Genomic DNA, 24,545 nt, shown 5'->3' with positions numbered 1-24,545 from the left:
TCGCCTTCCTCGCCGCTTTTCCGTGCCACATGCTTATCGCAAGGCATTCAGGGCCGACATTCGGATTCGATGTTCTCGAGTCATTTCTCGATTTCCCGGAAGGTGCGAAAAAATGGGGGTTGATGCGCCGGAGCGCATTGCCGTGAGGCCGGATTCCGCCGGCCTGACGGGGGTGCGGCTCCACACACGGATGCCGGTCACACCGGCGTGGCTGTCCCGGCACGTCGTGCCGGTCGCCCGCGCACTGGGCGAGCAGGGAGCGGCCGGTGTCCAGCTGCGCCGCGGCTGGCTGCACGGACCCCACGTCGACATCCTCGCCCTGTCGGCGCCGGGCGTGCCGGGTGGCGGCCCCGACTGGGCCGACGTCGCACGCCGGCTGGACGCCGGACCACTGGATCCGCCGCGGGCCCTGACCGAGGAGGCGTATCTCGAGCAGGCGCGGGAGTTCGGCCGGCTCGAGGCGGTGCAGCCGCCGTACCTCCCGCTGCGCGAGCACGGCGCCGTCGAAGCCGTCGCCCCGGGCGACACGGCCTCCCGCGAACCCCGGCTCGACCGTTTCCGTACCGTCGTCCTCGGCGCGCTGACCAAGCCGCTGCTGCGGATGATCGACGGCATCGCGGACGATCCCGGCACCGCCACCGTCCGCCTCGCCGAGGCGTTCGCCGCGCTGGCCGACACCCACTACCTCGGCCCCGCCTACGGGGTGTTCTCGCCGCGCTCCCACGTCGAGGCCTTCCTCGCCTGGGCCGCACCGACCAAGGACGTCAGGCCGCTGTTCGTGCAACGCCTCGCCAAGGACGCGCCGCGGCTGCGGGCCGTCGTCGAGCAGCGCCTGAGCGGCGAGGTGTCGCCCGCCGCGGCGGAGTGGCGCACCGCCTTCGCGTACAGCTCCGGCGCGCTGGAGAGCGCCGTGGCCGCGGGCACCCTCACGCTCGGACTGCTCGACGGCGTCACCGAGGGCGTCGACCGCACGGAGATGGGCCCGCCCGGAGCGACCCGCGTCGTGCCGCAGGGGAAGCAGCCGGACAGCGACTTCCACCGGGCCGTCGACGCGTCGGGAGCGGTCGCCGACCCCTCGCCGTGGTTCGCCGCGTTCCGTCTGCTGACGAACCTCTTCTACGAGCAGCTGCCGCTGCTGACCGTCTCGCCCATGCAGCGCTACTACATGTGCTTCGCCATGGCGGAGACGGTCGACGACGTCCTCGGCACGTCCTGGCAGGAGCGACTGGACGCCCGGCGGCCCGGTGCGGGCGCCGCCACCACAGCCGACCTCACGGGAGCCCCATGATGACCGCGCCCACGACCGAATCTGCCGCCCACGCCACGTGGGCCACCGCCGGCCCCCCGGCCGGGTCCGCCACCGCCCCCGCCACCGTCCCCGCTCCGGTCCCCGCGCCCGCGCCCGCGCCCGCGTCCGCTTCCGCGACGCCCGAGCCGCTCTGGTTCCTGCGGGTCAACCCGCTGCGCCGGACCCGGCTGGGCGATCCCGGGCAGCGCGGACTGCTCGCCGAACTCGCCGACGCGGAAAGCGCGTTGCGCACGGCCGCCGACGCGTGCTCCGACGAGCTCTACCACCGCATCGGCGACGCGGCCGACGACGCGGAGCGCCGCGAACTCATCGCCCTGCGGCGCACCGTCCACAACGACCGCGCCCCCAAGAAGCCGCCCGTGCCCACCCCCGCCGTCGACCGGTGGCTCGAGGCACGTGAGCGCAGGGAGCGGCTGCGCGACGAGATCACCCGCGGCTACGCGGCGGCGGCCGACCGCGAACGAGAGCGCCTCGCCGCCCTGTTGGGTGATGACGACCTGCTGCGCTCGCTGGCGCTCGTCGCCCCCGAGGTGCACCAGGAGGCGGAGCGCTACCGCGCCGCCGTCCTCGGCCCCGGCAAGGTCTCCGCCCGTACCCGCAAGTCGGAGCGCGGACTGATCCAGTACGTCACCCGGGCCATGGTCCGCACCAGTCCGCTCTCCCGGTTCACCGCCGTCGGCATCGCGGAGCCCGACCCGGACGGGGCGGATCCGAACGACGTGCCGTTCACCGGCGCGACCGCGTTCCCCGGCCTCGACCGGGTCATGCTGGGCTACGTCCTCGGCGGGCTGCCCGCACCCGACGACGAGGTGCTCGCGGGCCTCTGGGTGGGCCTGCCGCCCACCTCCGCGCCCGACCCGGAGGCCGGCAAGCTCTTCTTCCTGAAGCTCACCGACGCCGGTATGCGCCGGCTCGCCGTGCCCCTCGACGGCCCTGCCGGCGACCTGCTCGACGCGGTCTCCATGGGACCGCGCCCGTACCCCTCGGTCGTCAGGCACGTCGCGGAACGCGCGGGCTGTGCCGAGGAGGACGCGGAGCGCCGGGTGCGGCACGCCCTCGGGCAGGGCCTGCTGTGCTCGTTCCACGAGGCGGAGGACGGTGCCGCCGACTACGACGACCTCCTCAGCCCCCGCGACCCACGCGCCACCGGGCTCACCGACAGCATCAAGGCCGGCCTGCCGGAGCTGGCGGCCGCTCCCGCCGCCGAACGCGGCGCCGTCCTCGCCGCCTTGCGCGGAGATCTCGGCAGGCTCAGCCACCTCGCCCGCCGGCCCGCCCAGATCACGGTCGAGGAGGACTACGTCATGCCACCGCTCAAGGTGGCCACGGACAAGTGGCGGCAGCCCCTCGCCGACCTGGGGCCCGCCGTCGAACTCCTCACCGTCTTCGACTGGCTGCACGACGTACGGGTCCTGATGACCGCCGCGTTCGTCGAGCGGTTCGGCGCCGGAGCCGACGTGCCCCTCGCCGCCAACGCCGCCTTCGTCGTCGGCGAGGTCTCACGCCGCGCCGCCGCCATGGACGCCGTGTACGGACCGAAGGGCACCGGCGACCCGTCCGCGCTCGCCGGCATCGGCCCCGCCGACGGCTCGCTGGAGCGGATGTACCTGCTGCGCCGTGAGCTGACGGAGGCCGTCCACGCCCGTCTGTCGAAGGCCGCGGAGGCGGGGGAGGACACCCTCGTCCTGACGCCCGGCGACGTCGAGGGCCTCACCGCCGCGCTGCCCGACCGCTTCCGCCAGGACCCGCTGATCTACGGCGTGCTCCTCCAGCAGGCCGGGCAGCACCTGATCCTCAACGACGGCCTGCCCGGCCACGGGATGCTCTACGCCCGCTTCCTGGAGGCCGACCGCCGCCAGGGCGGCCGGGCGCTGCCGCTCCTCGGGGAACACCTGCGGCGCGCGTACGGCTTCGACGGCGCCCGCGTCACGGAGGACCTCGGCCTGCACCGGCTGAACGTCAACGCGCACACGCCGATCCTCCCCGGCGGTCTCACGCCGGACGACTGGTTCACCCTGCGTCTGGTGCACGACGTGGCGACCGACACCCTGCACGTCGAGGACGCCGACGGCGCCCCGCTGCGGGTCCTGCCGCTCGGCACCGGCCACCCCGGCCTGTTCCCGCCGCCGCTGTCGGTGGCCTCCGGTCTCGTCATCAGCGGCCGGCTGTTCAACAGCCTGCCGAACAGTTGGCACGCCGCCACCCCGTGGGACGGGCGCACCACAAGGACCGCGCCCCGCATGGCCGTCGGCGACGTGCTGATCGGCAGGCGGCGCTGGTACGGCGGCGAGGAGCTCGCCGCCGCGGTCGCCGCCGGCCCCGAGGAGCACGACCGGCTCCTCGCCATCAACGCCTGGCGCGCCCGCCACGGTGTGGCGGAGGAGGTCGTGATCAAGACCGCCCCTGAGGACGAGGGCCCGCTGTCCGTGGGCGCGCCCGACGTGCAGTCCAAGCGGCTCCAGCAGAAGCCGCAGTACGTCGACCTGACGAGCGCCCTCAGCACCCGCGTACTGCCCCGGATGCTGGACCGCCGAGGCGCGGACACCGGCGGCAGCTACCTGGAGGAGGCCCTGCCGTCCGTCGTCGACGGCACTCACGCCACCGAGTGGGTCGTCGAGGTCGGCCGTGAGGCGGGCGGGCGGTTCACCTACCACCGCGCCGACGAGGGGAAGCAGTCATGAAGCTCAAGGCACGACCCGACCTCCATTTCGCGCCGGTCCCCGGCGGGGTCTACTTCAGCGGTGTCCGCGGCAGTTTCGTGCTCCGAGGATCCGACGTCCTCCACGCGGTCGCCCAAGGATGCGTACCCCTGCTGGAGCAGGGCGCCACCGAGGACGAACTCGTCGCCGCCATCGGCACCGAACGGGCCCGCCCCGCCGTCCGCCACCTGGTCGCGAAGCTTAGCGAGAGCGGCATGCTCCTCGACACCGCCGCCCTCACCGCACCCGAACCGCCCGCGGCGGTGCGCGAGCGGCACCCCGAACCGCTGGCCCGCCTGGAGTCCCTCCACGACGACCCGTACGCGGCCTTCCAGCGGCTGCGCGCCGCACGGGTGACCGTCGCAGGCCCTTTGGAGGCGACCGGCCCGGCCGCCCGCGGACTGCGCAGGGCCGGCGTGCAGGACGTGACGGTCACCGGCTCGCTGGACGACGGCGGCACGTACGACGGCATGGACGCCGTCCTCGACGCCACCGGGGCCGAGGTGCCCGAACTGCCCGAGCACGTGCACTACGTGCCGCTGCTGCTCGGCGGACGGGTCACCCTCGTCGGCCCCGCCCTCACCGGGCCCGGCCGGGCCGGTACCTGGGCGGCGTTCCGGGACCGGGCGCTCGCCTGGGCGGACGCCGAGGACGTCACGCCCGCACCACGGCCGGTCGCGGACGCCCTCGCCGGTGCCCTCGCCGGACAACTGATCTTCGACATCCTCACGGGTACGGCTGCCATGGGCGAGGCCCATGTCGTGCACGGGGCGGACCTGGTCTCCGACCGGGTGACCGTCGAGGGAGCTCACGTGGCGGCCGCGACCGGCCGACCGAGCTCCCTCCAGGACGCCGTGGCGCAGCCGATGCCGGAACCGGAGACGGCGCTCGAAGCGGCGGGCGCGGTAGCCCGCCGCTGGACGGGGCCGATCGCGTCGGCCACCGGTGAGGACCTGCCCCAGATGCCGCTCGCGCTGCGCGCGGCCGAGCTGCGCGGCGACCGGTCGGGCACCGTCGTCGCCTGGGCGGCGCACCAGGAGACCGCCACGGTGGCGGCAGCGCTGGCCGCGCTGCGGGCCAGGAGCCCGAAGGGCGACGGCACCGCGGCCGCCGGGCTCACGGAGGAACACTGGCTCCTGGACGGCGCTCTGCGCCTGCTGACGCCTCACGCCCGGCCGCTGGGGGAGGTGACGGGCGACGCCGTCGGCGCCGAGGCCCACCGCATCCGTGAGCATCTGCGCCCGCTGCTCGCCACCGGTCCTGCCGTCGACCTGCTGCACGTCCCGGGCCTCGACTGGCGCCTGGCCCGGGTCACCGACGGCGCCGAGGTGCTCGGGCGAGCGTGGGGAGCCACCGAGGAAGAGGCCGTACGCAACGCCCTGTGCACCGCGCTGGCCCGCACCCTCACGACTGCCGCGGGCCCCGCGTCCGACCGCACCTGCCCCGTCGACGAAGTCTCCACCGAAGCCCTGCTGTTCGCCGACAGCACGGTCCTCGGCACGCTGCGCAAGCAGCTCACCGAGCAGGGGGCGGAGACCGGCCGCGGCTACGCCGGCCGCCCGGCCCGCGGCGACTCGGTACTCGGCGAGATCCCCCTCTGGTACGGGCCCGTAGCGGCCGAGGCACGCCCCCGGGAGACCCACGATGGCAACTGACACGGCCCCCGACACCCGGACACCGGGCGTCGCGACCGGACCCGGGCTCACCTCGCACCCCACCTCCCCGTACACCGACGGGACCTGGCGCACCGTCATCGCGCTGCTGGCCGAGGCGAGCGACGGCACGGTGGCCGCCGACCGGGGCTGGGACCTCGACTGGGAGCGCCGGCAGCTCGCCGCTGCCGCCGCCTTGGGCCGCAGTCACCTCTCGGTGCGGCTCCACGACGACGAGGTGATGATCGGCCCCCTGTGGCGGCCAGGCACCGCCGCGGGCTGCGCCGGCTGCGCCGAGGTACGTGACCGCACGATCCGCGAACACCCCCTCGTCGGCGACCTCACCCAGGCCACCGCGGCCCCGTCCCCGAGCGCGCCGCTGCTCCCCGAACTGCTCCGGGCGACCCTGGAGTACCTGGCGCAGCGGCCGCTCGGGCCCGGAGAGGCCTACGCCGTCTCCACGAAGGGGCTGAGACGGCACCGCGTCGCGCGCAGCTTCCACTGCCCGCTGTGCGGGCCGGACGCGGAGCGACTCGACGGCACGGCGCGGCCGTTGCCGCTGGCCCTCACCGGCCGGCCCGCCTCCGCGGAGGACCCGACCCGGTCCGCGGACAGCCGCCTCGTCGAACGCGGTCTGCTGCGCGACCGCCTCGTCGACGCCCGCTTCGGACCGGTCCGGGCGATCCTGCGCGAGTCCCATGCCCCGTTCGCGATGAGCATGGCCGTCGTGGCTGACGCCCCCGCCATGGGCCACGGCCGCGCGCAGACGTTCGCGGAGACGGAACCGGTCGCCGTACTGGAGGCGTACGAGCGCCTCGGCGGTTTCCCGTACGACATTCCGGTCCTCACGGGCCGTGCGTACAAGGACGTCGCCGAGCACGCGGTGGACCCGGGCACGCTCGGCAGATACACGCAGGAGCAGCTCGACCACCCCACCTCACGGGTGACGCCGTCGGACGAGCACACCGAGATGGACTGGGTGTGGGGCCACGACCTCACCGACGGGCGGGCCCTGCTCGTCCCCGCCGACCACGCCTTCTACCAGTACGAGTACGCCTTCCGCAGGGACCGCCGCGCCGCCCGCGCGGTCGGCCCGCACGAGCGCAAGCACTACTTCTACGAGTCCTCCAGCGGCTGCGCCGTCGGCGCCAACCTCGAGGAGGCCGCGCTCCACTCGCTGTTCGAGCTGGCCGAGCGCGACGCCTTCCTCACCTGCTGGTACCGGGCGCGGCCGCTGCCGTACATCCCCGAGTCGTCGATCACCGACCCGACCAGCCGGGCGATGATCGAGCTGGTCCGGGCCAGGGGGTTCGACGTGCATCTCCTGGTCGCGACCCGGGACATCGCCCTTCCGGTGGTGTGGGTCCTCGCGGTGAACCGCGAGAACCCGTTCCCGGCGACCTTCTCCTCCGCCGGCTCCGGCGCCGATCCGCAGTCCGCGATCCGCGGCGCCCTGCGGGAGGTGGCACAACTCGTCACCAACCCCGTCGACTGGACGCGCGAGCAGGTGGAGCCGATGGTCGAGGACCCCTGGCTGGTGCAGGAGCTGGAGGACCATGTGCGCTTCTCCTCACTGCCCGAGACGCGCGAGCGGGCCACCGTCGCCATCGGCGGCCCCCGCGTCACCCTGGAGGAGGCGTTCCCCGGCTGGCCGGAGCGCCTGGCACGGGAGTCCGGCGGCGACGTCCGTGGCGCGCTCGACTTCGTACGGAGCCTGTTCGCGGACGCCGGCCTCGACCAGGTCGTCCTCGTCGACCAGACCAGCCGCGAGCACGCCGACGCCGGGATCTCGGTCGCCCGCGCGGTCGTGCCGGGCATCCTGCCCATGTGCTTCGGGCACGCGCAGCAACGTCTCGCGGGGCTGCCGAGGCTGGAGGCCGCGTTGCGCGGCACCGGCCAGGAGCACCGGGCCGTTCCCTACGACCCGCACCCGTTCCCGTGACCGCGCCGACCGCACCCCGGAGCGGGTCGGCGACCGGCCGCGGCTGCCCGGTCGACCTGCCGGGGCCCGAGGGTGACAACAGCATCGCCCGTGAACCGCTCTGGTACGCGTACGGCGCAGGCGAGGACGAACCGACGGCACCGGACTGGACGTGGACGCCCGAGCCGCCGCCGGACGCGCATGTCCCGCCCCCGCCGCCGCGCGGCCGGGGCGCGAGCACGACGCTGCCCCTGGGAACGGTGGACCTGCTGGCTCGGATGCCGTTCCCGCGGCTCCCCGGCGGCCCGCAGGTGACCGGCGCGGTCGGCCGGGCGCCCGGTGCCTCCCAGGTGACCGACCCGCTCGGCCGGGCGCTCGTCACCGCGTTCGGGCCGCAGCGCCGCGAGCCGGAAAACCCGTACAACGACCACAGGTCGTACGCCTCCCCGCGCTGCCTCTTCCCTGTCCACGCCTTCGTGGACGGCGGCGGCGAGGAGCCCTGGCGACTGCTCGAACCGGACCGGCACGCGCTGACCGGCGCGCCCGGTCCGGGCCCCGGCCGACGGATCGCGCTCACCGGGCGTTACACGGCCGTCCCCTCCGCCTACAAGTGGTTCCGCGGCTCGCTCGTCGCCATCGAACTGGGCATCGTGCTCCGGGCGTTGAGCATCGGCCTCGAGCTGTTCGGGCGGCCGGCCCGGCTCAGGCTGCCGGACACGGGCGCCCACGCCCTGCTCGACGGCATCGGTCTGGACCGCACCTGGGAGTGGTCGTTGCCCTTCGTGCTCGACGTGGGCGAGCCGCTGCCCGCCGCGGCCGCCGGTACCGCGCCCGACCCCGTCCCTCCGGACGTCACCCGGCGCGACCCGGCACTCGCCGACCTCGTCCGGGCCAACCGGTCCCAGACGTACACCGGCGACGCCGTACCGCTGACCACCGCCGTCCCGGCCGGTCTGCCGGCGTCGCAGCGGACCCCCGACTGGGCCGAACTGCTCTGGCAGCGCCACTCAGGACGGATGCCGCGCGCCCTGCACGGGATGACGGGACGACGCCGGCGGGTGCCGGCCGAGGCCCTGGACACCGCCTTGCGCTGGCTCGCCGTCCCCCCGCCGGGCCCCGAACTCGCGGCCGCCTTCGACGCGGTCCGGATCACGGTCGTCACCCAGGGGGTCGACGGCCACGAGGACGGCGTGCACCGTGCGGAGGCCGCCACCGCCCGCCTGTTCCGCCGCGACGCCGAGGCCCCCGCCCTGCTGGAGGACCACTACGGATACGGCGTCTCGCCCGTCAACGGCTGCGGCATCAGGAACGCACCCATGACCGTGTTCCTGTCCGTACGGCCCAGGGAGCTTTTCGCCCGGCTCGGCCCGGCCGGCTGGAGCGCGGCACAGCACGCCTGCGGCTGGGCCGTGCACGGGCTGTGTCTGTCCGCCGCGGCGTCCGGGCTGTTCGCACGCCCCGTCAGGGCGTTCAAGGAGATACCCGTACAGCGCGTCCTCGGTCTGGACGAGGACGAGACGATCGTCCTGTCCGCGGTGGTGGGAGTCCCCCAGGACACCGGTGGCGCGCTGCTCGACCTGAGACTGTGAAGGAGCGCCCCATGACATGGAATTCGTGGCACCTGCACCTCGCCACCACCGCCAGGTCCGCCCACGACCGGGTACTGACGCGGGTCGTCGGCCCGACCGTGCGCGAACTGGCGGCGGACCGGCCCTGGTTCTTCATCCGCTACTGGCAGGCCGGCCCCCATCTGCGGCTGCGCATCGCCGACCTCGACCACACGACGCGCGGACAGGTCGAGGACGCCCTGCGGGAACGGCTCGCGGCCGCCGGCCGGCTCACCGCCGGTGAGGAACCCCTGGCGCCCGAGGCGTACCGGCGGAGCGCCGGACAGCTGGCGTCCGCGGGGGAGCAGGGGGAGGACAGGAACGTCCGCGAGATGCTCGCCCCCGGCGTACACCGCGCGGAGTACGAGCCCGAGTTCGACCGCTACGGCGGCGCCGCGCTGATGCCCGCCACCGAGACCCTCTTCCACCTCTCCAGCGAAATGGTCCTCGGCCTCGTCCCCAAGGTCGTGACCGAGCGTCACCGTGCTCTGCTCGCCCTGCGCGGCACGATGGCCGCCGCGGCGGCACTCGGCGACGAGACGGAGCGCACGTACTTCTACGCCCACGGCCTCGGCGCCTGGCGCGCCTGGGCCGGTGACGCGGGCTACCCGGGCGGCCTGCTCGACTCCGTCACCACCGTCACCCGGCCCACCGGGGCCGCGCCCGTCGACCCGCTGGACCACGGCCCGTTCGCCCGCTGGCACGACGGGCTCGCCGCGCTGACCGCCGACCTCCGCGAGAAGTCGGCCACGCACCCCGGCATGGTCCTCTTCTCGCACGCGCACATGCTCCACAACCGCCTCGGGCTGAGCCTGCTCGAGGAACTCCGCACGTACGCGTGGCTCGCACACGTCTTCCCCGTCGCCGACACGGACGGTGCGATGCCGCCTGCCCCTGGGACGGACGGCGCCGAGCCGTCCGCTCCCGGGCCTGTCCGGCCTGCCGACGCCGGACGGGTGCCGGCCCCGGCGGGGTGATCCCCCCGCCCCGCCGCCCCCACGGGGCCCGCGCGAAGGCCCGGCCGGAACGCTCCGGCCGGGCCTTCGCGAAGCGCGCGGGTCCTCTTCCGTCAAGTCCGTACGAGGGGGCTCCTGTCCCCGGTCGGCGGCATGCGCTCACAACGCCGCCCCTCAGGGCCGGCGCGCCCTGTGGCGGGCCGGCTCAGGCGCGCCCGACCCAGTCCCGGTCCAGGCGGTCCGCCAGGCCGGCGGCGGTGAAGGCGGCTTCGAGGGCGTCGCGGCCTTCGGTGAAGTGGGCCCAGCTGTCGTGGTGGACGGGAACGACGCGGCGGGCGCCGAGGATCCGGGTGGCTTCGACGGCCTGGGCGCTGTCCAGGACGAGCGGTTCGCCGCCGAAGAGCATGGGGAAGCGGGGGGCTCCGGCGAAAAGGATGGCGGTGTCCACCGGGGCGAAGCGCTCCGCTGTCTCCTTGACCGCGTCGAGTGAGGCGTTGTCACCGCTGACGTAGACGGTGGGCAGGCCGTCCCCGGTCAGGACGAAGCCGACAACCTGGCCGGTGAACGGCTCGACCTTCTCGCGCGGGCCAGGGCCGTGGACGGCGGGGACGCCGGTCACGGTGATCGTGCCGCCGTCAGGCCGGTCCAGCTCGACGGACTCCCAGTCGGTCAGGCCCTTCGCCTTCGCCCCCAGGCGCTGTCCACCGCCGGGGGTGGTGAGGGTGAGCGGCACATCGGCGAGCAGGGCCCGGCCGGAGTGGTCGAGGTTGTCGGCGTGCTCGTCGTGCGAGAGCAGGACCACGTCGATGGGTCCGAGGTCGGCCGGGGCCGCGGTGGAGGGGGCGGTCTTGGTCAGTCCCTGCGAGGGGTAGTCGCCGGGGCCGTCGAAGGTCGGGTCGGTCAGGAAGCGCAGGCCGCCGTACTCGAACAGGGCGGTCGGGCCGCCGAAGGTGCGGACCTGTATCTGGTCGGTGCTGTGCTGGGGCATCTTTGTCGTCCTCACGGGAAAGGATCGCATTTTCCGTGATGCAGGCTAGGCAGGCATCACGGAAAAAGGCAAGCGTTACCATGAGGGCATGAAGGAGACCGCGGCCGCCGACCTCGCACACGCCGCTCTGCCCCCGGCTCCCGGTGCCGACCAGCACCGTTCCCTGGACTTCGCCGACACCGCCGCGACCCTGCCCGCCGGCCAGAGCTACGACCTGCTCGCCGCCCCCGGCTCCGCCATGCGCTGGCTCGCCACCCACGGCCTGACCACCCCGGACGTGCAGCTCTACGAGGTGTGCACGCAGCGGATGCGTACACTGCGCGGCCATGTGCGGGCCCTGTTCGCCGCCCGCGTCGAGGGCGTCGCCCCACCCGAAGAATCCTTGCGAGCGGTGAACCAGGCGCTCACGGCGGTACCCACGGCGCCCCTGCTCGCCTGGGAGGGGGCCCAGGGACCGCACAGGGTCCAGGCGCACCCCACCGACCAGGCTGTGAACCACGCACTGGCGACCCTTGCCGCCGATGCCGCCGACCTGATCACCGGCCCGGACGCCTCCCTCCTCGCCGCCTGCGGCTCCGCGCCCTGTGACCGGTTCCTCGTGCGCACCCACGGCCGACGCCATTGGTGCTCCACCCGCTGCGGCGACCGCGCCCGCGCGGCCCGCGCCTACGCGCGGCGCAACGACGCCTCGGAGTGACGCGGCACGCCGGTCGTCCCGTCCTCCTCTCGCATCACCGTGGCAGCCGGGTACGTGCGGGCCGCTCAGTCCGCCGTGCGGACGAACGCCGCTGTGACCCGCAGTCGCAACCGCGGTCCGACGAGCGGGCGCATCGCGCTCACGCCGCACGCGTGCCGGTCGAGCTCCGCCGTCGCCTGCACGACGGCCCGCCCGCCGTCCGGCGAGACGGCGCACGCCTCGGTGTCGACGGTGAAGGTGAGCGGCACGGACCGGCCCTTCACCTCGATCAGGCCGGTCACCCGCCACGGTCCGCCGGTGGTGAGGCGCTCACCGGTGAACCGGATCGACGGGAAGCGGTCCGCGTCGAGGAAGGCGGGCCCGCGGACGGCCTTGTCGCGCTTCGGGTTGCCGGTGCTGAAGCCGGCGGCGTCGACCTCCGCCTCCAATTGCCGCAGCCCGCCTCGGAGCACGGCGCTCCCGGAGCGCACGGGGAGCGAGCCGGTGACCGGCAGGAAGAAGAAGTGCCGAGCGGTGAACTCGACGGAGGAGGCGCCGGTGTCGAGTGTCCAGGAGCCGTCGACCGCGGCGGCGGTCAGCCCGGTGGTGGCCTCTGAGTGGTCGGTGAGGGACATGGTGGGGTTTCCCTTCGGGTCGTGGGGGAGGAGGCGGCGAGGGGGCCCCGCAATGGAGGCCCCCTGTCGTCTGGTGTGTGCGCCACTGCCTTGGTGCGCGGTGCTGCTGCGTCTCTGTGTGCGTGCGTCCCTGTGCGTCGCGGTGGTACGCGCGGATCACTCGGGCCGCGGGTCCCAGCGGAAGCTGCGGACCGCGATCAGCGCGCCGATGACGCCCCAGACGGCGAGGACCGCGAGTTCCTTCCACTGGAAACCTGCGTTGTGCGCGAACGGCGCCAGCATCGCGTCGTTGAACGGCTTCACCGGGAGCAGCCCGGCGATGTTGTTCAGCACCTCGGAGTGGATCGGGAAGTAGCTGCCAGAGATGAACACCAGCGGGAACTGGATGAACTGCACGACGGCCGGGGCCGCCTCCGAGTTCTTGATCAGCGAGGCCACGCCGACGCCCAGCGCGCAGAAGCTCGCCGCCCCCAGCACCAGCGTCACCGTGACCGCCGCCCAGTGCGTGGGCAGCGGCACGCCGTACAGCGAACCGATGCCGATGACCAGCGCCACGTCGATGACGCTGACGACGATGCAGTGCACCAGCAGCCCGGCGAAGTACACCCAGGCCGGCAGCGGGGTGGCGTGCAGCCGCTTGAGCACGCCCGTCTGCCGGCGCATCGCCAGGATGATCGCCAGCTGGCCGTAGCACGCGCCGAGCACCGAGACCGCGGCGATCGTCGGCGTGTAGTACTGCATGCCGGTCAGGCCGAAGAAGAACTTCTCGTCGGCGCCGCCGCTGAACACCGCGCCGAAGATCGTGATGATCACGATCGGCAGCACGAAGGTGAAGACCATCGACTGCGGATTGCGCCAGAACGACAGCTGCTCGTAACGGATCTGATGGGCCAGCAGAGCCAGGTCGCCGCGGGCGTCCGCGCGGGCCGCCGAACGCCCCGCGCCGGTGGCCGTGGTGGGGGTCAGGGTGGTCATGAGCGGCTCCGTCCCGGTCGGCGTCCCCGGCCCGGGGACGGCCTGCGCCCACGCTCCGAGGACGGCGAGGATGCTTCCTTCTCCGCGTACTTGCCGGTGAGGCTCAGATAGACGTCCTCGAGGGTCGGCTGCTCGACGGTCAGCCGCTCCAGCGGCGTACCGCGGCGCAGCGCCCACTCGGTGAGGCGGTGCAGCGCGGCGGTCGGCTCCTCGGCCTCCGCCGTCACCAGACCGTCCTCCGCGTCGGTGACCGGCAGGGGGACGTCGGCGATCGCGGCGCCCTGCGGCAGCGCGAAGCGGATCCTGGCCAGCGCGCTGTCCCGGCCGCCGAGTGTGTCGGGGGTGCCCGCGGCGACGATCCGGCCGCCGGCGATGACGGCGACGGAGTCGGCGAGCGCCTGCGCCTCGTCCATGTAGTGCGTGGTGAGCACGATGGTGGTGCCCGCGTCACGCAGGTTCCGCACGACCTCCCACGCACCGCGCCGCGCGTTCGGGTCGAAGCCGGTGGTGGGCTCGTCCAGGAACAGCAGCTGCGGGTTGCCGACGACGCCGAGCGCCAGGTCGAGCCGCCGCTTCTGCCCGCCGGACAGGTCCTTCACCTTGGCGCCGCGCTTCTCCTCGAGGCCGACGAGGTCGATCACCTCGTCGACGCCGCGGGGCTCGGGGTAGTAGCCGGCGTTGCGCGCGATCGTCTCGCGCACCGACAGATACGGCTCGACGGCGATGTCCTGGAGCACGAGCCCGATCTGCCCGCGCAGCCACCTCCCGTCCGCCTTCTTGCCCGGGTCGCGCCCGAGCACCTCCACGCTTCCGCCGTCACGGTCGCGGAAGCCCTCCAGAATCTCGAGCGTGGTCGTCTTGCCCGCCCCGTTCGGGCCGAGCAGGGCGAAGATCTCCCCGTCGCGGACGGTGAAGTCGACGCCGCGCACCGCCTCGTGGTCCCCGTAACGCTTTCGCAGGCCGTCCACGGCCACCGCGGTCACCGCGGTCCCTCCGCTTCGGTCACTGTGTGCCTCCCGGTGCTGTTGTCGGGTCCGGTGTTGCCGTTCGCCCGAAGACCGAACTCCGGGTCGTTGTCGCGACGTTAGGCCCGGTCAGGGCGGTGTCCGCAGGAACGGGAGGCATCCGATGACGGACGTCACGCAAGCGGCGACAGGTGTCAGCACGGACGTGACGGGCGTTGCGGCGCGCGGCGCGGGCCGCACATCCTTCAGGGCATTGCCGACGGAGCAGCTGACGCGGAAGGCGGTCATGACGTGGGGTTCGGGGAAGTGGGCGAAATGAGACGGCCGCGGATCACGGTGGTCGGTGCGGGCATCGGCGGACTGACCCTCGCCGGCGCGCTCGCCGCGAACGGAACGGATTACGTCATCCACGAGCAGACCCGGCGGCTCGCCGAGGTCGGGGCGGGGGTCCAGCTCTCACCGAACGCCGTCCGGCCGCTGCTGCGGCTCGGTCTCGGCGACGCACTGCGCGAGCACGCCGTACGCATCGACGCGATGGAGGTACGCGGCTGGACCGGCCGGCCCGTCGCCCGTACGCCGCTCGGCGAGGAGTGCGAGCGGATGTTCGGCGCGCCGTACTACTCGATCCACCGCGCCCACCTGCACGAGGCGCTGCTCTCCCTCGTCGACCGTGACCGGCTCCGGCTCGGCGAACGCCTGCGCGGCGCACGGGAGACGGACAGCGGCGGCGTGCGGCTGACCTTCGAGGACGGCACCGTCCGCGACGCCGGGGTGGTGGTCGGCGCGGACGGCATCCACTCGACGGTCCGCGAGGCGTTCGTGCGCGACGAGCCCGTCTTCGCGGGCCTCGGGATCTATCGCGGCCTGGTCCCCACCGACCGCCTGCCGGACGCGGCCAGGGAGCGCCTGGTGCGCCTCTGGCTCGGCCCCGGCGGCCACTTCGTGTGCTACCCGGTCGCCGCCGGTGAGTACCTCAGCTTCGCGGCGACGGTCCCGATGGACGAGGCACCCCCCGAGTCGTGGTCGGCGCCCGGCGATCCGGAGGACCTGCGCCGCGCGTTCGGCTCCTGGACCGGACTGGTCTGCGACATCGTCGAGGCGACCGAGGTGACACACCAGTGGGCGCTCCACGACCGGCCGCCGCTGCGCACGTGGTCGAGCCGCCACATCACCCTCCTCGGCGACGCGGCCCATCCGATGCTGCCGTTCATGGCGCAGGGGGCGGGCCAGGCGATCGAGGACGCGATGGACCTGGCGGCCTGCCTCGCCGACGCGCCCGAGGAACAGATCGCGGACAGCCTCGCCCGCTACGAGGCGCTGCGCATCCCGCGCACCGCCGAGATCCAGCGTGGCTCCCGCGGCAACGCCGGCGTCCTCCACCTCCCGGACGGCCCGGCCCAACGCCGCCGCGACGCTCAGATGGCGGTCCACGCCTCGCTCCGCGACCGCGCGACGCTCTACGCGCACGAGACGGGCCGCAGCGTGGTCTCCGCGGCGGTGTGACGCGTCTGAGTACGGCGCGCGGCCGACCTGAGTACGCCACCGGATCCGCCGGCGCTCCGGCACTGGTCGAATCAGGGTCATGGTCCCTCAAGCACTCCGTCACCCCCGCGTCCGCAACGCCACCACCGCCGGGACGGCCCTCGCCGTGACGCTGCTCCCGCTCGTGGCGGGCGTCCTGCTGGCCAAGGCGATGGCCGCGGACCCGATGACCCCGGTGAACGCGCTGATCACCAGCGGCGGTCACCGTGCCCGCGTCACACGGGACCAGTGGCGCGGCTGCGGCACGAGCGCGGTGCGCCGGTGCAGGGCCGCGGGGGCGGCGGTCCGCGAGGCCCGTCCCCGGCCGCGGCCGGGGACGGCCGCGCTGTCGAGGCGCGGGAAGCGGCGTACCGCAGCGCCCTCCTGACGTCTCACCCGACGTGCAGCCTGGCCTCTTCCGCGCCACGGGCCACGGCCACGGTGCCGGCCTCCGCCTCCAACTCCCCATGCGCAAAGGCCGGAAGCCGCTCGAACGGGGTGACGGTCACGTCGACCTTCCGTCCGGCGGCCTTGGCACGCCAGGTCCCGGCGATCTCCGAGCCGACGAGCAGCGCACCCGGGCCGCCGATAGCACGCCAGATCTCCTTCCGGCGGTCCTTGTCGGGCACGACCAGCTCACGGTCGCGCGCCTGGAGGAACGGATCGCCCGGAGGGAGCAGCCGGACGAGGCGTCCGCTCCTCGCCGAGCGCAGCGCGCCCAGTTCACCGGCCGGCAGCCACGTCTCGCGTCCCTCCACCGACACCTCGGCCAGGTCCTCGGGCCACACCTTCTTGACCACGGTCGGCTTCGTGCCGAGGTACTTGGCCACGTCGGCAGGGGTTGCGGGCCCGAGGTGGCGCAGGTAGTTCCGCACCAGTGCGGCGGTCCCCGACGCGGCGTCCGGCACGGGGAACCGCTCGGCCAGCGGCGACAGCACGGACCTGCCGCCCTGCGAGGCGACCCGCACCGCACCGAACAGACCGGCCTGCTGGAACAGCAGCCCCGAGATGTGCTGCGCCCCGCACGTCTCGCACCAGTACGTCAGCGACTTCGGCACGGCCGCGCTCACGGCGGTGCTCACCTCGCCCTTGGCCATCGGCCCCGTCACCACCTCGCGGAACGCCGTCGCGGTGACACGGAAGGCCTCGAGCCCGAGCCGCGCCCCGTCCTTGATGACGGCCGTGCTGATCCGCGCCGTCGCGTCGGCGTCGTCGAGCGGCCACAGCCCCGTGGCGAGCGCCGGCAGGTCCCCTCGCCGGTGCAGATGCGGCGCCCCGCGCATCGACCACACCAGCTCCAGCCCGTCGCCCGACGCACCCCGTGCGGCAAGCGCCTGCCGGGCGGCGCCGCTCGGCGTGTCCTGCACCCCCAAGGTGAGCACGCCCGGCGCGTCCGAGGAGCGGTCGAGCCCCTGGGCCGCCACCCGGTACGCCAGCACCTGTTCCCTGGTCACTTCCTCGATTCCCATACCCCCCATGGTCCGTTGCCGGACCCGGGGACGACGGGACCGTACGACTCAGGGTCCGCGTCGGCCACTTGTCCGTCGGGTGCAGGGCTGTCCGCCGCCGTCGCGGAGCGCGTCGCGACGGTCGACCGCATTGGTCTCGTACAGCTTCGTCGTCCATACTGCCCGCCGTGGAGCAGCAGATAGATCCGAAGACGAAGCTCGATATCGCCGTGGGGACGGATCCGGCATTCGTCCCTGTCCTCTCGGGACCGGCGCCCGCCGTCAAGGAGAGGGAGGAGGAGAGCACAGCCACCGAGTCCGATGCCGGGACCGGTCCGGACAGCGGGACGGACGAGGCCGGCGACGCCGAGGCGGCCGCCGCGACCGACGGCGACGACGAGGCCGCGGAGGAGGCCGACGCACCCGTGGCGGACGGGCCCGTCTTCGAGGTCAGTGACCGCCGTGGGTCGATCACAGCGGGTCCCGCCGGCATCCGCTTCACCCTGGACGACCAGGAGGCGGACTTCCGCTGGGACGAGATCGGCGCGGTCGAGGTGCGGCCGGCACGGTTCGGGCGCCGGTTCACGGTCACCGTCCATGTGGCGGCCAACCGCTGGTTCAACGCGGACGTCGAGGCCCCGGCCAGGGGGCGCCTGAAGGAGTGGACCGAGGAGCTCGACGCGGTCCTCGACGCCTATTTCGAAGAGGCCTGATCACTCTCCGGCCGCGTCTGGGTGGGGCGACACAAGCCCGCCCAGGCGTGGTTTGTGCCGATTTCGTCGCCAATGCGCATAACTTCGGATTATGACTAAGCGACAAACGACCATGCTCGGATGCGCGGCTCTGCTCGTCGCGTCCGGCCTCGGCGCGGCGGCTCCCGCCAGTGCCGCCGTCACCCACCAGGTCCTGCCCGGCGAGTCGATCCAGGCCGCGGTGGACGCCGCACAGCCGGGCGACACCATCGACATCGCGGCCGGCACCTACACGGAGAGCGTCCGGATCACCAAGTCCGGCCTGACCCTGCGGGGCGAGGGCAGCGACACGGTGCTCAAGCCGTCGAAGACCGCGGCCGCCGCCGACACCTGCGCCGGAGCGGGCAACGGCATCTGCGTCATCGGCACCGAGAAGCAGCCCGTCGAGGGCGTACAGGTCCGCTCCCTGACCCTCGGCGGATTCGCCAAGAACGGCCTCTGGGCCGCCTGGACCGACCGGCTGACGGTGCGAGGGGTCACTTCGGAGAACAACGGGACCTGGGGCATCGCCCAGGAGCGGTCCACCCGGTCGGTGCTGCGGGGCAACGTCGTCCGGGGCAACGGCGACGCCGGCATCTTCGTGGCCAACACCGTGAGCGCCGAGTCCGGCGCCACCGACACCAGGGGCACGGTCGTCTCGAACAACCTGATGGTCGACAACCGCATCGGCACGACGATCCGCCGCGTGCGCAACCTGACCGTCCAGGCCAACGAGATGACCGGCAACTGCGCCGGCGCGTTCCTCGTCGGTGACGAGACGACCCCGCGGGCCGGTGCCCTGACCGTCCGTCACAACCACGTGCACGAGAACAACAAGCACTGCGACAAGACCGCGCGGCTGCCCGAGATCCAGGGCACCGGCATCGTCCTCACCGGCACCGAGGACACCCTGGTGGAGCGGAACGTGATCCGCAACAACGTGGGCGCCGCCCCGATGTCGGGCGGGATCGTCCTCTTCAAGAGCATCGTGGGTGCCGCCGGTACCGACAACGTCGTCCGGAACAACGTCGTCCTCGGCAACGGCGCCGCCGACCTGGCCAACCGCGACACGAACGGCACCGGCAACGTCTTCAGCCGGAACATGTGTGGGCTCTCCGAGCCCGCGGGCCTGTGCTGACCGTCCGGACGGTGCCGACCGGCCCCGGCCACTCACGAAAGACCGATGCGGCATGACCACTGCAAGCGAAACCACTCTGCCGGCCATGCGGTTGAGAGAGCTCGTCTTCGGCGCGGCCTGCGCCGCCGCCGTGCGCGCGGCGGCCCGGCTCGGCGTCGCCGACGCGCTCGGGGACGGACCGGCGACCGCTGAGGAGCTCGCGGCGGAAGTCAAGGCACAGCCCGGCGCGCTGCGCAGGATGCTGCGTGCCCTGGCCTGCTACGGCATCTTCGAAGAGGACGCCGACGGCAGGTTCGTCCACACGCAGATGTCGCGACTGCTGCGCGAGGACGACCCGCACAGCCTGCGGTACATCGCGCTCTGGTGCACGGAGCCGTGGACCTGGGACGCCTGGCCGCTGCTCGACGAGGCGGTCAGGAAGGGCGGCGGCGTCTTCAGCGACATCTACGGGAAGGAGTTCTTCGACCACCTGCACGAGGACGCGCCCGAATCGGCCCATGTCTTCAACCGGGCCATGACCACCTCGAGCAAGCAGTCGGCGCGGGACGTCGCCGAACTGCTCGACCTCGGCGGAGCGAAGACGATCGCGGACATCGGCGGCGGCCAGGGCCATGTGCTGGCGGAGCTGCTGGAGAAGCACCCCGGCGTCCGCGGCACCTTGCTGGACCTGCCTCGTGTCGTCGCGGCGGCCGACCCCCGGCTGCTCGAAGGCGGCTCGCTCGCCGACCGGACCGACATCGTCCCCGGCGACTGCCGGCAGGCCATGCCGGTCGCCGCCGACCTGTACATCATCAAGAACATCCTGGAGTGGGACGACGACAGCACCCGCCGGACACTGCGCAACATCGTCGCGGCGGCCCGCCCGGGCGCCCGGGTGCTCGTCATCGAGAACCTGGTCGACGACACCCCGTCGATGAAGTTCACGACGTCGATGGACCTGATGCTGCTCCTCAACGTCGGCGGCGCCAAGCACACCAGGCAGAGCATGATCAGCCGGATGTCGGACGCCGGGCTGCTCGTCGGCGAGGTCCGTCCGGTCAACGCCTATCTGCATCTGTTCGAGAGCGTGGTCCCGGACTGAGGAACGTCCCGGACCGGCGACCGGCACGCCGTCGGCCCCGCGGGAGATCCGCGGGGCCGACGGCTGTGCGGCTTGTGACCGGTCAGTCGCTCTGCCACGAGTAGAACTGCTGCGCCATGGCGTCCTTCGGACTCCGCCAGGTCTGCGGGTCGTACGGGCTGACGAACGCGGACAGCCGGTCGCTGATGTCCCGGAACTCCGGGTGCTCCGTCAGCTTGGCGATCGCCGGGCCGGCCGGCTTCTCCGACTCGATGAGGTGCAGGTAGACGTCGCCGAACTGGAACAGGCTGCGCCGCTTCACTCCCACGAGGTGCGGCAGCTCACCCTTGTCGGAGGCCTTGAACACCTCGGCGATGTCGGGGGCGGAACCCGGAGCCATCCGGGCGACGATCAGGGCGTGGTGCATCGGGGGTGTCCCTTCGGATGCCGTCGGCAGGTCGGGCGTGCGGTCAGACCGCGGGGGCGGGCGCCGCGGCGTCCTTGGAGTCCCGGCCGAGCCGGGCGCGCTGCTCGATCTTGTTGCGGATGAGGTCCATCTGGATCGGCGAGTTGCGGTTGATGTTGGCCGTCATCCACTCGTCGTCGACGGGCGCGTCCGGCTTCATCGCGAAGTCCTGCGTCCAGCGCATCCGTACACCGCGCGGCGTCTCCTCGTACTCCCAGCGGATGTTCATGTACTGGAAGGGGCCCGTCTCGACACGGCGGGCGGTGACCGTGAGCGCGGAACGGTCGGCCACGCGCTCGGAGACCCAGCTCCAGACCTGGCCGTTCTCGTCCGGGTACATGGTCAGCCGGAACACGGTCCGGTTGCCCTCGCGTTCGATGACCTCCACGGACGCGTACTCGCTGAACAGCTGCGGCCAGTGGTCGAGGTCGTTGGTGACGTCCCACACGAGGTCGAGGGGGGCGTCGATGGTGACTTCGTTCTCGGTGTGTCCGGGCATCTCAGGCTCCTGCCATCAGGGAGGTGTTGACGAGGTCGAGGAATTCACGGGGCGTCTTGCAGCGGTCGGCGTCGGGCGGCAGGGGCCGGCCGTACCGGTTCTCCAGCTCGCCCACGATGCCGAGCAGGCCGAGCGAGTCGAGGCCGTAGACCTCGAACGGCGTCTCGGGCCGCTGCTCCATCTCGTTGGGGTCGACGGTGATCCCGGCTCCCTTCTTCATCAGGGCGGCCAGTTCGTCGACGGTCAGGTGATCGGTCATGGCGAGTTCTCCGTCTCACGAGGGGCCGGCGCCGCGCCGCAGCACGAGCGCCGAGTTGGAACCCATCAGTCCCCGGCTCAGCACCAGGGCCGTGCGCAGCTCCGCGGGCCGGGCTGTCCCGGTCACCAGGGCCAGGTCGTGGCACACGTCCAGGACATGGGGAGTGGGCGGTACGAGACCGTGCTCCAGGGCGAGCACCGCGGCGGCGGTGTCGAGCAGCGGCGCCCCGCAGTACGCCCGCCCGAAGCCGGTCTTGGGGGCGGTCACCGGCACGCGGGAACCGTGAGCGCCCAGCGCGTCCGTGATCGCCAGGGCTTCGGCCCGGTCGGCCTCCGGCAGGCCGAGCGCGTCCGCGAAGACGACGTCGACCTCCTCGGGCGAGCAGTCCGCGGCCTCCAGGGCCCCGCCGATCGCCCGCGCCAGACCTTCCCGTGACTGCTCCCACCGGGATGCCCCGGTGAACGTCGCGGCGTGGCCGGCGATGGTCGCGCGGATCGCGGTGCCCCGGCGGCGGGCCGTCTCCGCGTCCTCGACGACGAGCATGGCACCGCCCTCGCCGGGCACGAAGCCGCACGCCTGCGGGGTGAAGGGCCGGTAGGCGCGGTCCGGGTCCTCGCAGGTGCTCAGCTCCCGGTAGCCCAGCTGGCAGACGATCGAGTACGGGGCGAGCGGTGCCTCCGCCGCGCCGACGATGATCGTGTCGGTGCCCCGGCGCACGGCGCCGCCGGCGTGCGCGATGGCGTCGAGCCCGCCGGCCTCGTCGCTGGCGACGACTCCGCAGGGGCCCTTGAAGCCGCCGCGGATGGAGATCTGCCCGGTGCTCGCCGCGTAGAACCAGGCGATGGACTGGTACGGGCCGACGTAGGTCGGTCCCTGTCCCCACAGGCGCTGCAGTTCACGCTGGCCGAACTCGCCGCCGCCCGACCCGGCGGCGGTGACCACACCGACCGAGTAGGGCGTACCGCCGTGCGCGTCCTCGCCGATCCCCGCGTCGGCCAGCGCCAGGTCGGCCGCCGCCATCGCGAAGTGGGAGAACCGGTCGGTCTGGACGAGGAAACGCTGCTCGACCATCGACTCGGCGTCGAAGCCGCGTACCTCGCCCGCGACCCGCAGCGGCAGGTGCTCGCAGCCTTCCCTGCTGACACCGTCCAGGGCGCTGATGCCCTCGACGGTGGACTTCCAGAAGGTCTCCGCACCCACGCCGTTGGGGGCGACGACACCGATGCCGGTGACGACGGCGGACCTGGTGTGCCGGTTGCCGGGGCTCATCATGCACTCCCGCCTGGTCGGGTGAGTACGACGGCGGACTGGAAGCCGCCGAAGCCGCTTCCCACCGACAGCACGCTGCGCAGTTTCAGGGGGCGTGCGGTGCGCGGCACGTAGTCGAGGTCGCACTCGGGGTCGGGGGTCTCGTAGTTGGCGGTGGGCGGCACCACCTGATTGGCCAGTGCGAGCACGCAGGCGACGAGTTCGATCGCGCCGATCGCACCGAGGGAGTGGCCCACCATGGACTTGATCGAGCTCATCGGCACCTTGTACGCATGGTCCTTGAGCGACCGCTTGACCGCCGCCGTCTCGTGACGGTCGTTCTGCTGGGTGCCGGATCCGTGCGCGTTGACGTAGTCGATGTCCGTCCGGTCGAGCCGGGCGTGGTTCATCGCGTCGTCGATCGCCCGTGCCATCTCCAGGCCCTCACGGGTGAGCCCGGTCATGTGGTGGGCGTTGCCGAAGGTGGCGTAACCCCCTATCTCGCAGTACACGCGCGCACCGCGGGCGCGGGCGTGCTCGAGTTCCTCGAGGATCAGTACGGCCCCGCCCTCTCCCATGACGAACCCGTCGCGGTTCGCGTCGAAGGGGCGGGACGCGTGGGCCGGGTCGTCGTTGTTGGGGGAGGTCGCCTTGATGGCGTCGAAGCAGGCCACCGTGATCGGGGAGATCGGCGAGTCGGAGGCGCCGGCGACGCAGATGTCGGCGCGGCCCTCCTCGATGGCGTGGAACGCGTAGCCGATCGCGTCGAGGCCGGAGGTGCAGCCGGTGGAGACCGTCTGCACCGGGCCCTGTACGCCGTTCTGTTCGGCCACTTCGGAGGCCAGCGTGCTGGGGGAGAACGCCCGGTGGAGATGCGGCGCGGCCTCGCTGTGGTCCACGTCCCAGCGCCTGCCCGTGCTGCTGACCTTGACGTAGTCCCGCTCGAGCCGGGTGGTGCCGCCCACGGCGGTGCCCATCGACACGGCGGTCCGCCAGGGATCCAGCGTCGCCGCGTCGAGACCGGCGTCGGCCATCGCCTCACGGGCGGCGACAAGGGCGAACTGCACGTACCGGTCGGCGCGTTGGGCGTCCGCGGCGCCGAGACCGTGGGCCGCGGGATCGAAGTCGACCTCGGCGGCTATACGGGAGCGGAACCCTGTCGGGTCGAACAGGGTGATCCCGCGGGTCGCTGTCCGGCCGCTCGACAGCAGGTCCCAGAACGCCGGGGCGCCCACACCTCCGGGTGCGACGATGCCGACGCCGGTCACCGCCACACGCCGGGTCACGACACCGACCCCGTCCGCTCAGGCGGCAGGTGCGCGCCGGTGCCCTCCGCCGCGGGTGTCTCCTCCGTGTCGACGTGGCCGAGCTCCGGCCGGGGAGCGAGCGGACCGAGGTGGAAGACCATGCGGGCCTGCGTGCTGCCCACGTTGCGGAACCGGTGCCGCACATAGGGGGGGATGAGCAGGCCCTGGTCGGGTCGGATGGCGAACGGCTCGCCGTCCAGGTCGACCTCGAGTTCGCCGGCGACGACGTACACGAACTCCTCGGAGTACGGGTGGTAGTGCTCGCCGATGCGGTCGCCCGGCTCGACGAGCGCCAGACCCATGAAGCCGCTCGTGGCCCCCACCGCGGTGGGGGTGAGCATGGCGCGCAGGTCACCGCCGCGCCTGCGGTTGGGCTGGGTCTCGCTCAGGTCGACGATGCGATGGGTTGTGGTCATGACTGGTTCCTCCACAAGGCCTTGCGGCGCGGTGACTCGGTGGTGTCGCACGGCCGCCGGCGGCCGGGT

General features: G+C 73.2%; 23 protein-coding genes. 12 read left to right on the top strand and 11 right to left on the bottom strand.

The features are described 5' to 3' along the window. The first annotated feature begins 142 nt into the window (after positions 1 to 142). Genes ACIPJI_RS25450 through ACIPJI_RS25425 form a run of 6 tightly spaced genes read left to right on the top strand, consistent with a single transcriptional unit; the run spans position 143 to position 10,165 of the window. Complete coding sequence (locus tag ACIPJI_RS25450) at positions 143 to 1,288, top strand: hypothetical protein (protein WP_402249029.1); 1,146 nt, start codon at positions 143 to 145, stop codon at positions 1,286 to 1,288. Continuing rightward, complete coding sequence (locus ACIPJI_RS25445) at positions 1,285 to 3,990, top strand: hypothetical protein (RefSeq protein ID WP_402249028.1); 2,706 nt, start codon at positions 1,285 to 1,287, stop codon at positions 3,988 to 3,990. Before ACIPJI_RS25450 ends, ACIPJI_RS25445 begins: the two co-directional genes overlap by 4 nt. After that, positions 3,987 to 5,663: a hypothetical protein gene (locus ACIPJI_RS25440; protein WP_402249026.1), complete on the top strand. Its 1,677-nt coding sequence runs from the start codon at positions 3,987 to 3,989 to the stop codon at positions 5,661 to 5,663. Before ACIPJI_RS25445 ends, ACIPJI_RS25440 begins: the two co-directional genes overlap by 4 nt. Continuing rightward, complete coding sequence (locus ACIPJI_RS25435; protein WP_402249025.1) at positions 5,653 to 7,602, top strand: TOMM precursor leader peptide-binding protein; 1,950 nt, start codon at positions 5,653 to 5,655, stop codon at positions 7,600 to 7,602. The genes ACIPJI_RS25440 and ACIPJI_RS25435 overlap by 11 nt, the downstream gene beginning before the upstream one ends. Then, positions 7,599 to 9,170, top strand: coding sequence for a nitroreductase family protein (locus ACIPJI_RS25430; protein WP_402249024.1), 1,572 nt, complete (start codon positions 7,599 to 7,601; stop codon positions 9,168 to 9,170). Before ACIPJI_RS25435 ends, ACIPJI_RS25430 begins: the two co-directional genes overlap by 4 nt. Before the next feature lie 11 nt (positions 9,171 to 9,181). Then, positions 9,182 to 10,165 carry a thiopeptide-type bacteriocin biosynthesis protein gene (locus ACIPJI_RS25425; RefSeq protein WP_402249023.1) on the top strand — a complete coding sequence of 328 codons (984 nt, stop codon included), beginning with the start codon at positions 9,182 to 9,184 and terminating at the stop codon, positions 10,163 to 10,165. Positions 10,166 to 10,349: 184 nt separating this feature from the next. Here the strand turns inward: ACIPJI_RS25425 and ACIPJI_RS25420 are convergent, their stop codons facing one another. Beyond that, positions 10,350 to 11,132 carry an MBL fold metallo-hydrolase gene (locus ACIPJI_RS25420; protein WP_402249021.1) on the bottom strand — a complete coding sequence of 261 codons (783 nt, stop codon included), beginning with the start codon at positions 11,130 to 11,132 and terminating at the stop codon, positions 10,350 to 10,352. An 88-nt stretch (positions 11,133 to 11,220) separates the two neighbouring features. On the opposite strand from ACIPJI_RS25420, the gene ACIPJI_RS25415 reads away from it, so the two are divergent. Beyond that, positions 11,221 to 11,829: a CGNR zinc finger domain-containing protein gene (locus ACIPJI_RS25415; protein WP_402249019.1), complete on the top strand. Its 609-nt coding sequence runs from the start codon at positions 11,221 to 11,223 to the stop codon at positions 11,827 to 11,829. 65 nt (positions 11,830 to 11,894) lie between these two features. Here ACIPJI_RS25415 and ACIPJI_RS25410 read toward each other — a convergent pair whose 3' ends face one another. The 3 genes from ACIPJI_RS25410 to ACIPJI_RS25400 all read right to left on the bottom strand — a co-directional run bounded on the left by ACIPJI_RS25410 (position 11,895) and on the right by ACIPJI_RS25400 (position 14,401). Beyond that, positions 11,895 to 12,443 (bottom strand): YceI family protein, encoded by a 549-nt coding sequence (locus ACIPJI_RS25410; protein ID WP_402249017.1) that lies wholly within the window; start codon positions 12,441 to 12,443, stop codon positions 11,895 to 11,897. Between the two features lie 156 nt (positions 12,444 to 12,599). Beyond that, positions 12,600 to 13,418 (bottom strand): ABC transporter permease, encoded by an 819-nt coding sequence (locus ACIPJI_RS25405; protein WP_307708788.1) that lies wholly within the window; start codon positions 13,416 to 13,418, stop codon positions 12,600 to 12,602. Beyond that, entirely contained in the window at positions 13,415 to 14,401 is a 987-nt protein-coding gene (locus ACIPJI_RS25400) for an ABC transporter ATP-binding protein (RefSeq protein WP_159685659.1), read from the bottom strand. The genes ACIPJI_RS25405 and ACIPJI_RS25400 overlap by 4 nt, the downstream gene beginning before the upstream one ends. Positions 14,402 to 14,698: 297 nt before the next feature. Between ACIPJI_RS25400 and ACIPJI_RS25395 the strand changes: the two genes are divergently transcribed. Together ACIPJI_RS25395 and ACIPJI_RS25390 are read left to right on the top strand one after the other, a co-directional pair. Beyond that, positions 14,699 to 15,886 carry an FAD-dependent monooxygenase gene (locus tag ACIPJI_RS25395; RefSeq protein ID WP_402249013.1) on the top strand — a complete coding sequence of 396 codons (1,188 nt, stop codon included), beginning with the start codon at positions 14,699 to 14,701 and terminating at the stop codon, positions 15,884 to 15,886. A gap of 79 nt (positions 15,887 to 15,965) precedes the next feature. Next, on the top strand, positions 15,966 to 16,292 hold the full coding sequence (locus tag ACIPJI_RS25390; protein ID WP_402249011.1) for a hypothetical protein: 327 nt from the start codon (positions 15,966 to 15,968) through the stop codon (positions 16,290 to 16,292). Between the two features lie 4 nt (positions 16,293 to 16,296). On the opposite strand, the gene ACIPJI_RS25385 is transcribed toward ACIPJI_RS25390, so the two are convergent. Further along, a complete protein-coding gene (locus ACIPJI_RS25385; protein WP_402249009.1) occupies positions 16,297 to 17,373 on the bottom strand; it encodes a winged helix DNA-binding domain-containing protein in 1,077 nt (358 codons plus the stop codon). A gap of 167 nt (positions 17,374 to 17,540) precedes the next feature. Between ACIPJI_RS25385 and ACIPJI_RS25380 the strand changes: the two genes are divergently transcribed. From ACIPJI_RS25380 to ACIPJI_RS25370, 3 genes are all read left to right on the top strand, one after another. Continuing rightward, entirely contained in the window at positions 17,541 to 18,065 is a 525-nt protein-coding gene (locus tag ACIPJI_RS25380) for a hypothetical protein (RefSeq protein WP_307708793.1), read from the top strand. A gap of 91 nt (positions 18,066 to 18,156) precedes the next feature. Then, a complete protein-coding gene (locus ACIPJI_RS25375) occupies positions 18,157 to 19,221 on the top strand; it encodes a nitrous oxide reductase family maturation protein NosD (RefSeq protein WP_402249007.1) in 1,065 nt (354 codons plus the stop codon). Positions 19,222 to 19,273: 52 nt separating this feature from the next. Further along, positions 19,274 to 20,302: a methyltransferase gene (locus ACIPJI_RS25370; protein ID WP_356622637.1), complete on the top strand. Its 1,029-nt coding sequence runs from the start codon at positions 19,274 to 19,276 to the stop codon at positions 20,300 to 20,302. Positions 20,303 to 20,384: 82 nt separating this feature from the next. Here the strand turns inward: ACIPJI_RS25370 and ACIPJI_RS25365 are convergent, their stop codons facing one another. The 6 genes from ACIPJI_RS25365 to ACIPJI_RS25340 are packed head-to-tail and all read right to left on the bottom strand — an operon-like array spanning position 20,385 to position 24,476. Then, positions 20,385 to 20,708 carry a TcmI family type II polyketide cyclase gene (locus ACIPJI_RS25365; RefSeq protein ID WP_307708796.1) on the bottom strand — a complete coding sequence of 108 codons (324 nt, stop codon included), beginning with the start codon at positions 20,706 to 20,708 and terminating at the stop codon, positions 20,385 to 20,387. A 43-nt stretch (positions 20,709 to 20,751) separates the two neighbouring features. Then, positions 20,752 to 21,246, bottom strand: coding sequence for an SRPBCC family protein (locus tag ACIPJI_RS25360; RefSeq protein WP_356622638.1), 495 nt, complete (start codon positions 21,244 to 21,246; stop codon positions 20,752 to 20,754). A 1-nt stretch (position 21,247) separates the two neighbouring features. Further along, entirely contained in the window at positions 21,248 to 21,505 is a 258-nt protein-coding gene (locus tag ACIPJI_RS25355) for an acyl carrier protein (RefSeq protein ID WP_307708798.1), read from the bottom strand. A 15-nt stretch (positions 21,506 to 21,520) separates the two neighbouring features. Then, a complete protein-coding gene (locus ACIPJI_RS25350) occupies positions 21,521 to 22,774 on the bottom strand; it encodes a ketosynthase chain-length factor (RefSeq protein ID WP_402249004.1) in 1,254 nt (417 codons plus the stop codon). Continuing rightward, positions 22,774 to 24,039, bottom strand: a complete 1,266-nt coding sequence (locus tag ACIPJI_RS25345) for a beta-ketoacyl-[acyl-carrier-protein] synthase family protein (protein WP_356622640.1) — start codon at positions 24,037 to 24,039, stop codon at positions 22,774 to 22,776. Before ACIPJI_RS25345 ends, ACIPJI_RS25350 begins: the two co-directional genes overlap by 1 nt. Then, entirely contained in the window at positions 24,036 to 24,476 is a 441-nt protein-coding gene (locus ACIPJI_RS25340; RefSeq protein ID WP_307708801.1) for a cupin domain-containing protein, read from the bottom strand. The genes ACIPJI_RS25345 and ACIPJI_RS25340 overlap by 4 nt, the downstream gene beginning before the upstream one ends. Positions 24,477 to 24,545 lie beyond the last annotated feature (69 nt).

The sequence above is a fragment of the Streptomyces sp. NPDC086835 genome, from assembly GCF_044745705.1.
Lineage (GTDB): Bacteria > Actinomycetota > Actinomycetes > Streptomycetales > Streptomycetaceae > Streptomyces.
This window is presented reverse-complemented; position numbering and strand designations above follow the sequence as displayed.

Coding starts and splice junctions, on each gene's coding strand:
- ACIPJI_RS25445 (WP_402249028.1), top strand. CDS start 1,285: ATGATGACCGCGCCCACGACCGAATCTGCCGCCCACGCCACGTGGGCC.
- ACIPJI_RS25440 (WP_402249026.1), top strand. CDS start 3,987: ATGAAGCTCAAGGCACGACCCGACCTCCATTTCGCGCCGGTCCCCGGC.
- ACIPJI_RS25435 (WP_402249025.1), top strand. CDS start 5,653: ATGGCAACTGACACGGCCCCCGACACCCGGACACCGGGCGTCGCGACC.
- ACIPJI_RS25425 (WP_402249023.1), top strand. CDS start 9,182: ATGACATGGAATTCGTGGCACCTGCACCTCGCCACCACCGCCAGGTCC.
- ACIPJI_RS25420 (WP_402249021.1), bottom strand. CDS start 11,132: ATGCCCCAGCACAGCACCGACCAGATACAGGTCCGCACCTTCGGCGGC.
- ACIPJI_RS25415 (WP_402249019.1), top strand. CDS start 11,221: ATGAAGGAGACCGCGGCCGCCGACCTCGCACACGCCGCTCTGCCCCCG.
- ACIPJI_RS25410 (WP_402249017.1), bottom strand. CDS start 12,443: ATGTCCCTCACCGACCACTCAGAGGCCACCACCGGGCTGACCGCCGCC.
- ACIPJI_RS25405 (WP_307708788.1), bottom strand. CDS start 13,418: ATGACCACCCTGACCCCCACCACGGCCACCGGCGCGGGGCGTTCGGCG.
- ACIPJI_RS25395 (WP_402249013.1), top strand. CDS start 14,699: ATGAGACGGCCGCGGATCACGGTGGTCGGTGCGGGCATCGGCGGACTG.
- ACIPJI_RS25390 (WP_402249011.1), top strand. CDS start 15,966: ATGGTCCCTCAAGCACTCCGTCACCCCCGCGTCCGCAACGCCACCACC.
- ACIPJI_RS25385 (WP_402249009.1), bottom strand. CDS start 17,373: ATGGGAATCGAGGAAGTGACCAGGGAACAGGTGCTGGCGTACCGGGTG.
- ACIPJI_RS25375 (WP_402249007.1), top strand. CDS start 18,157: ATGACTAAGCGACAAACGACCATGCTCGGATGCGCGGCTCTGCTCGTC.
- ACIPJI_RS25370 (WP_356622637.1), top strand. CDS start 19,274: ATGACCACTGCAAGCGAAACCACTCTGCCGGCCATGCGGTTGAGAGAG.
- ACIPJI_RS25365 (WP_307708796.1), bottom strand. CDS start 20,708: ATGCACCACGCCCTGATCGTCGCCCGGATGGCTCCGGGTTCCGCCCCC.
- ACIPJI_RS25360 (WP_356622638.1), bottom strand. CDS start 21,246: ATGCCCGGACACACCGAGAACGAAGTCACCATCGACGCCCCCCTCGAC.
- ACIPJI_RS25355 (WP_307708798.1), bottom strand. CDS start 21,505: ATGACCGATCACCTGACCGTCGACGAACTGGCCGCCCTGATGAAGAAG.
- ACIPJI_RS25350 (WP_402249004.1), bottom strand. CDS start 22,774: ATGAGCCCCGGCAACCGGCACACCAGGTCCGCCGTCGTCACCGGCATC.
- ACIPJI_RS25340 (WP_307708801.1), bottom strand. CDS start 24,476: ATGACCACAACCCATCGCATCGTCGACCTGAGCGAGACCCAGCCCAAC.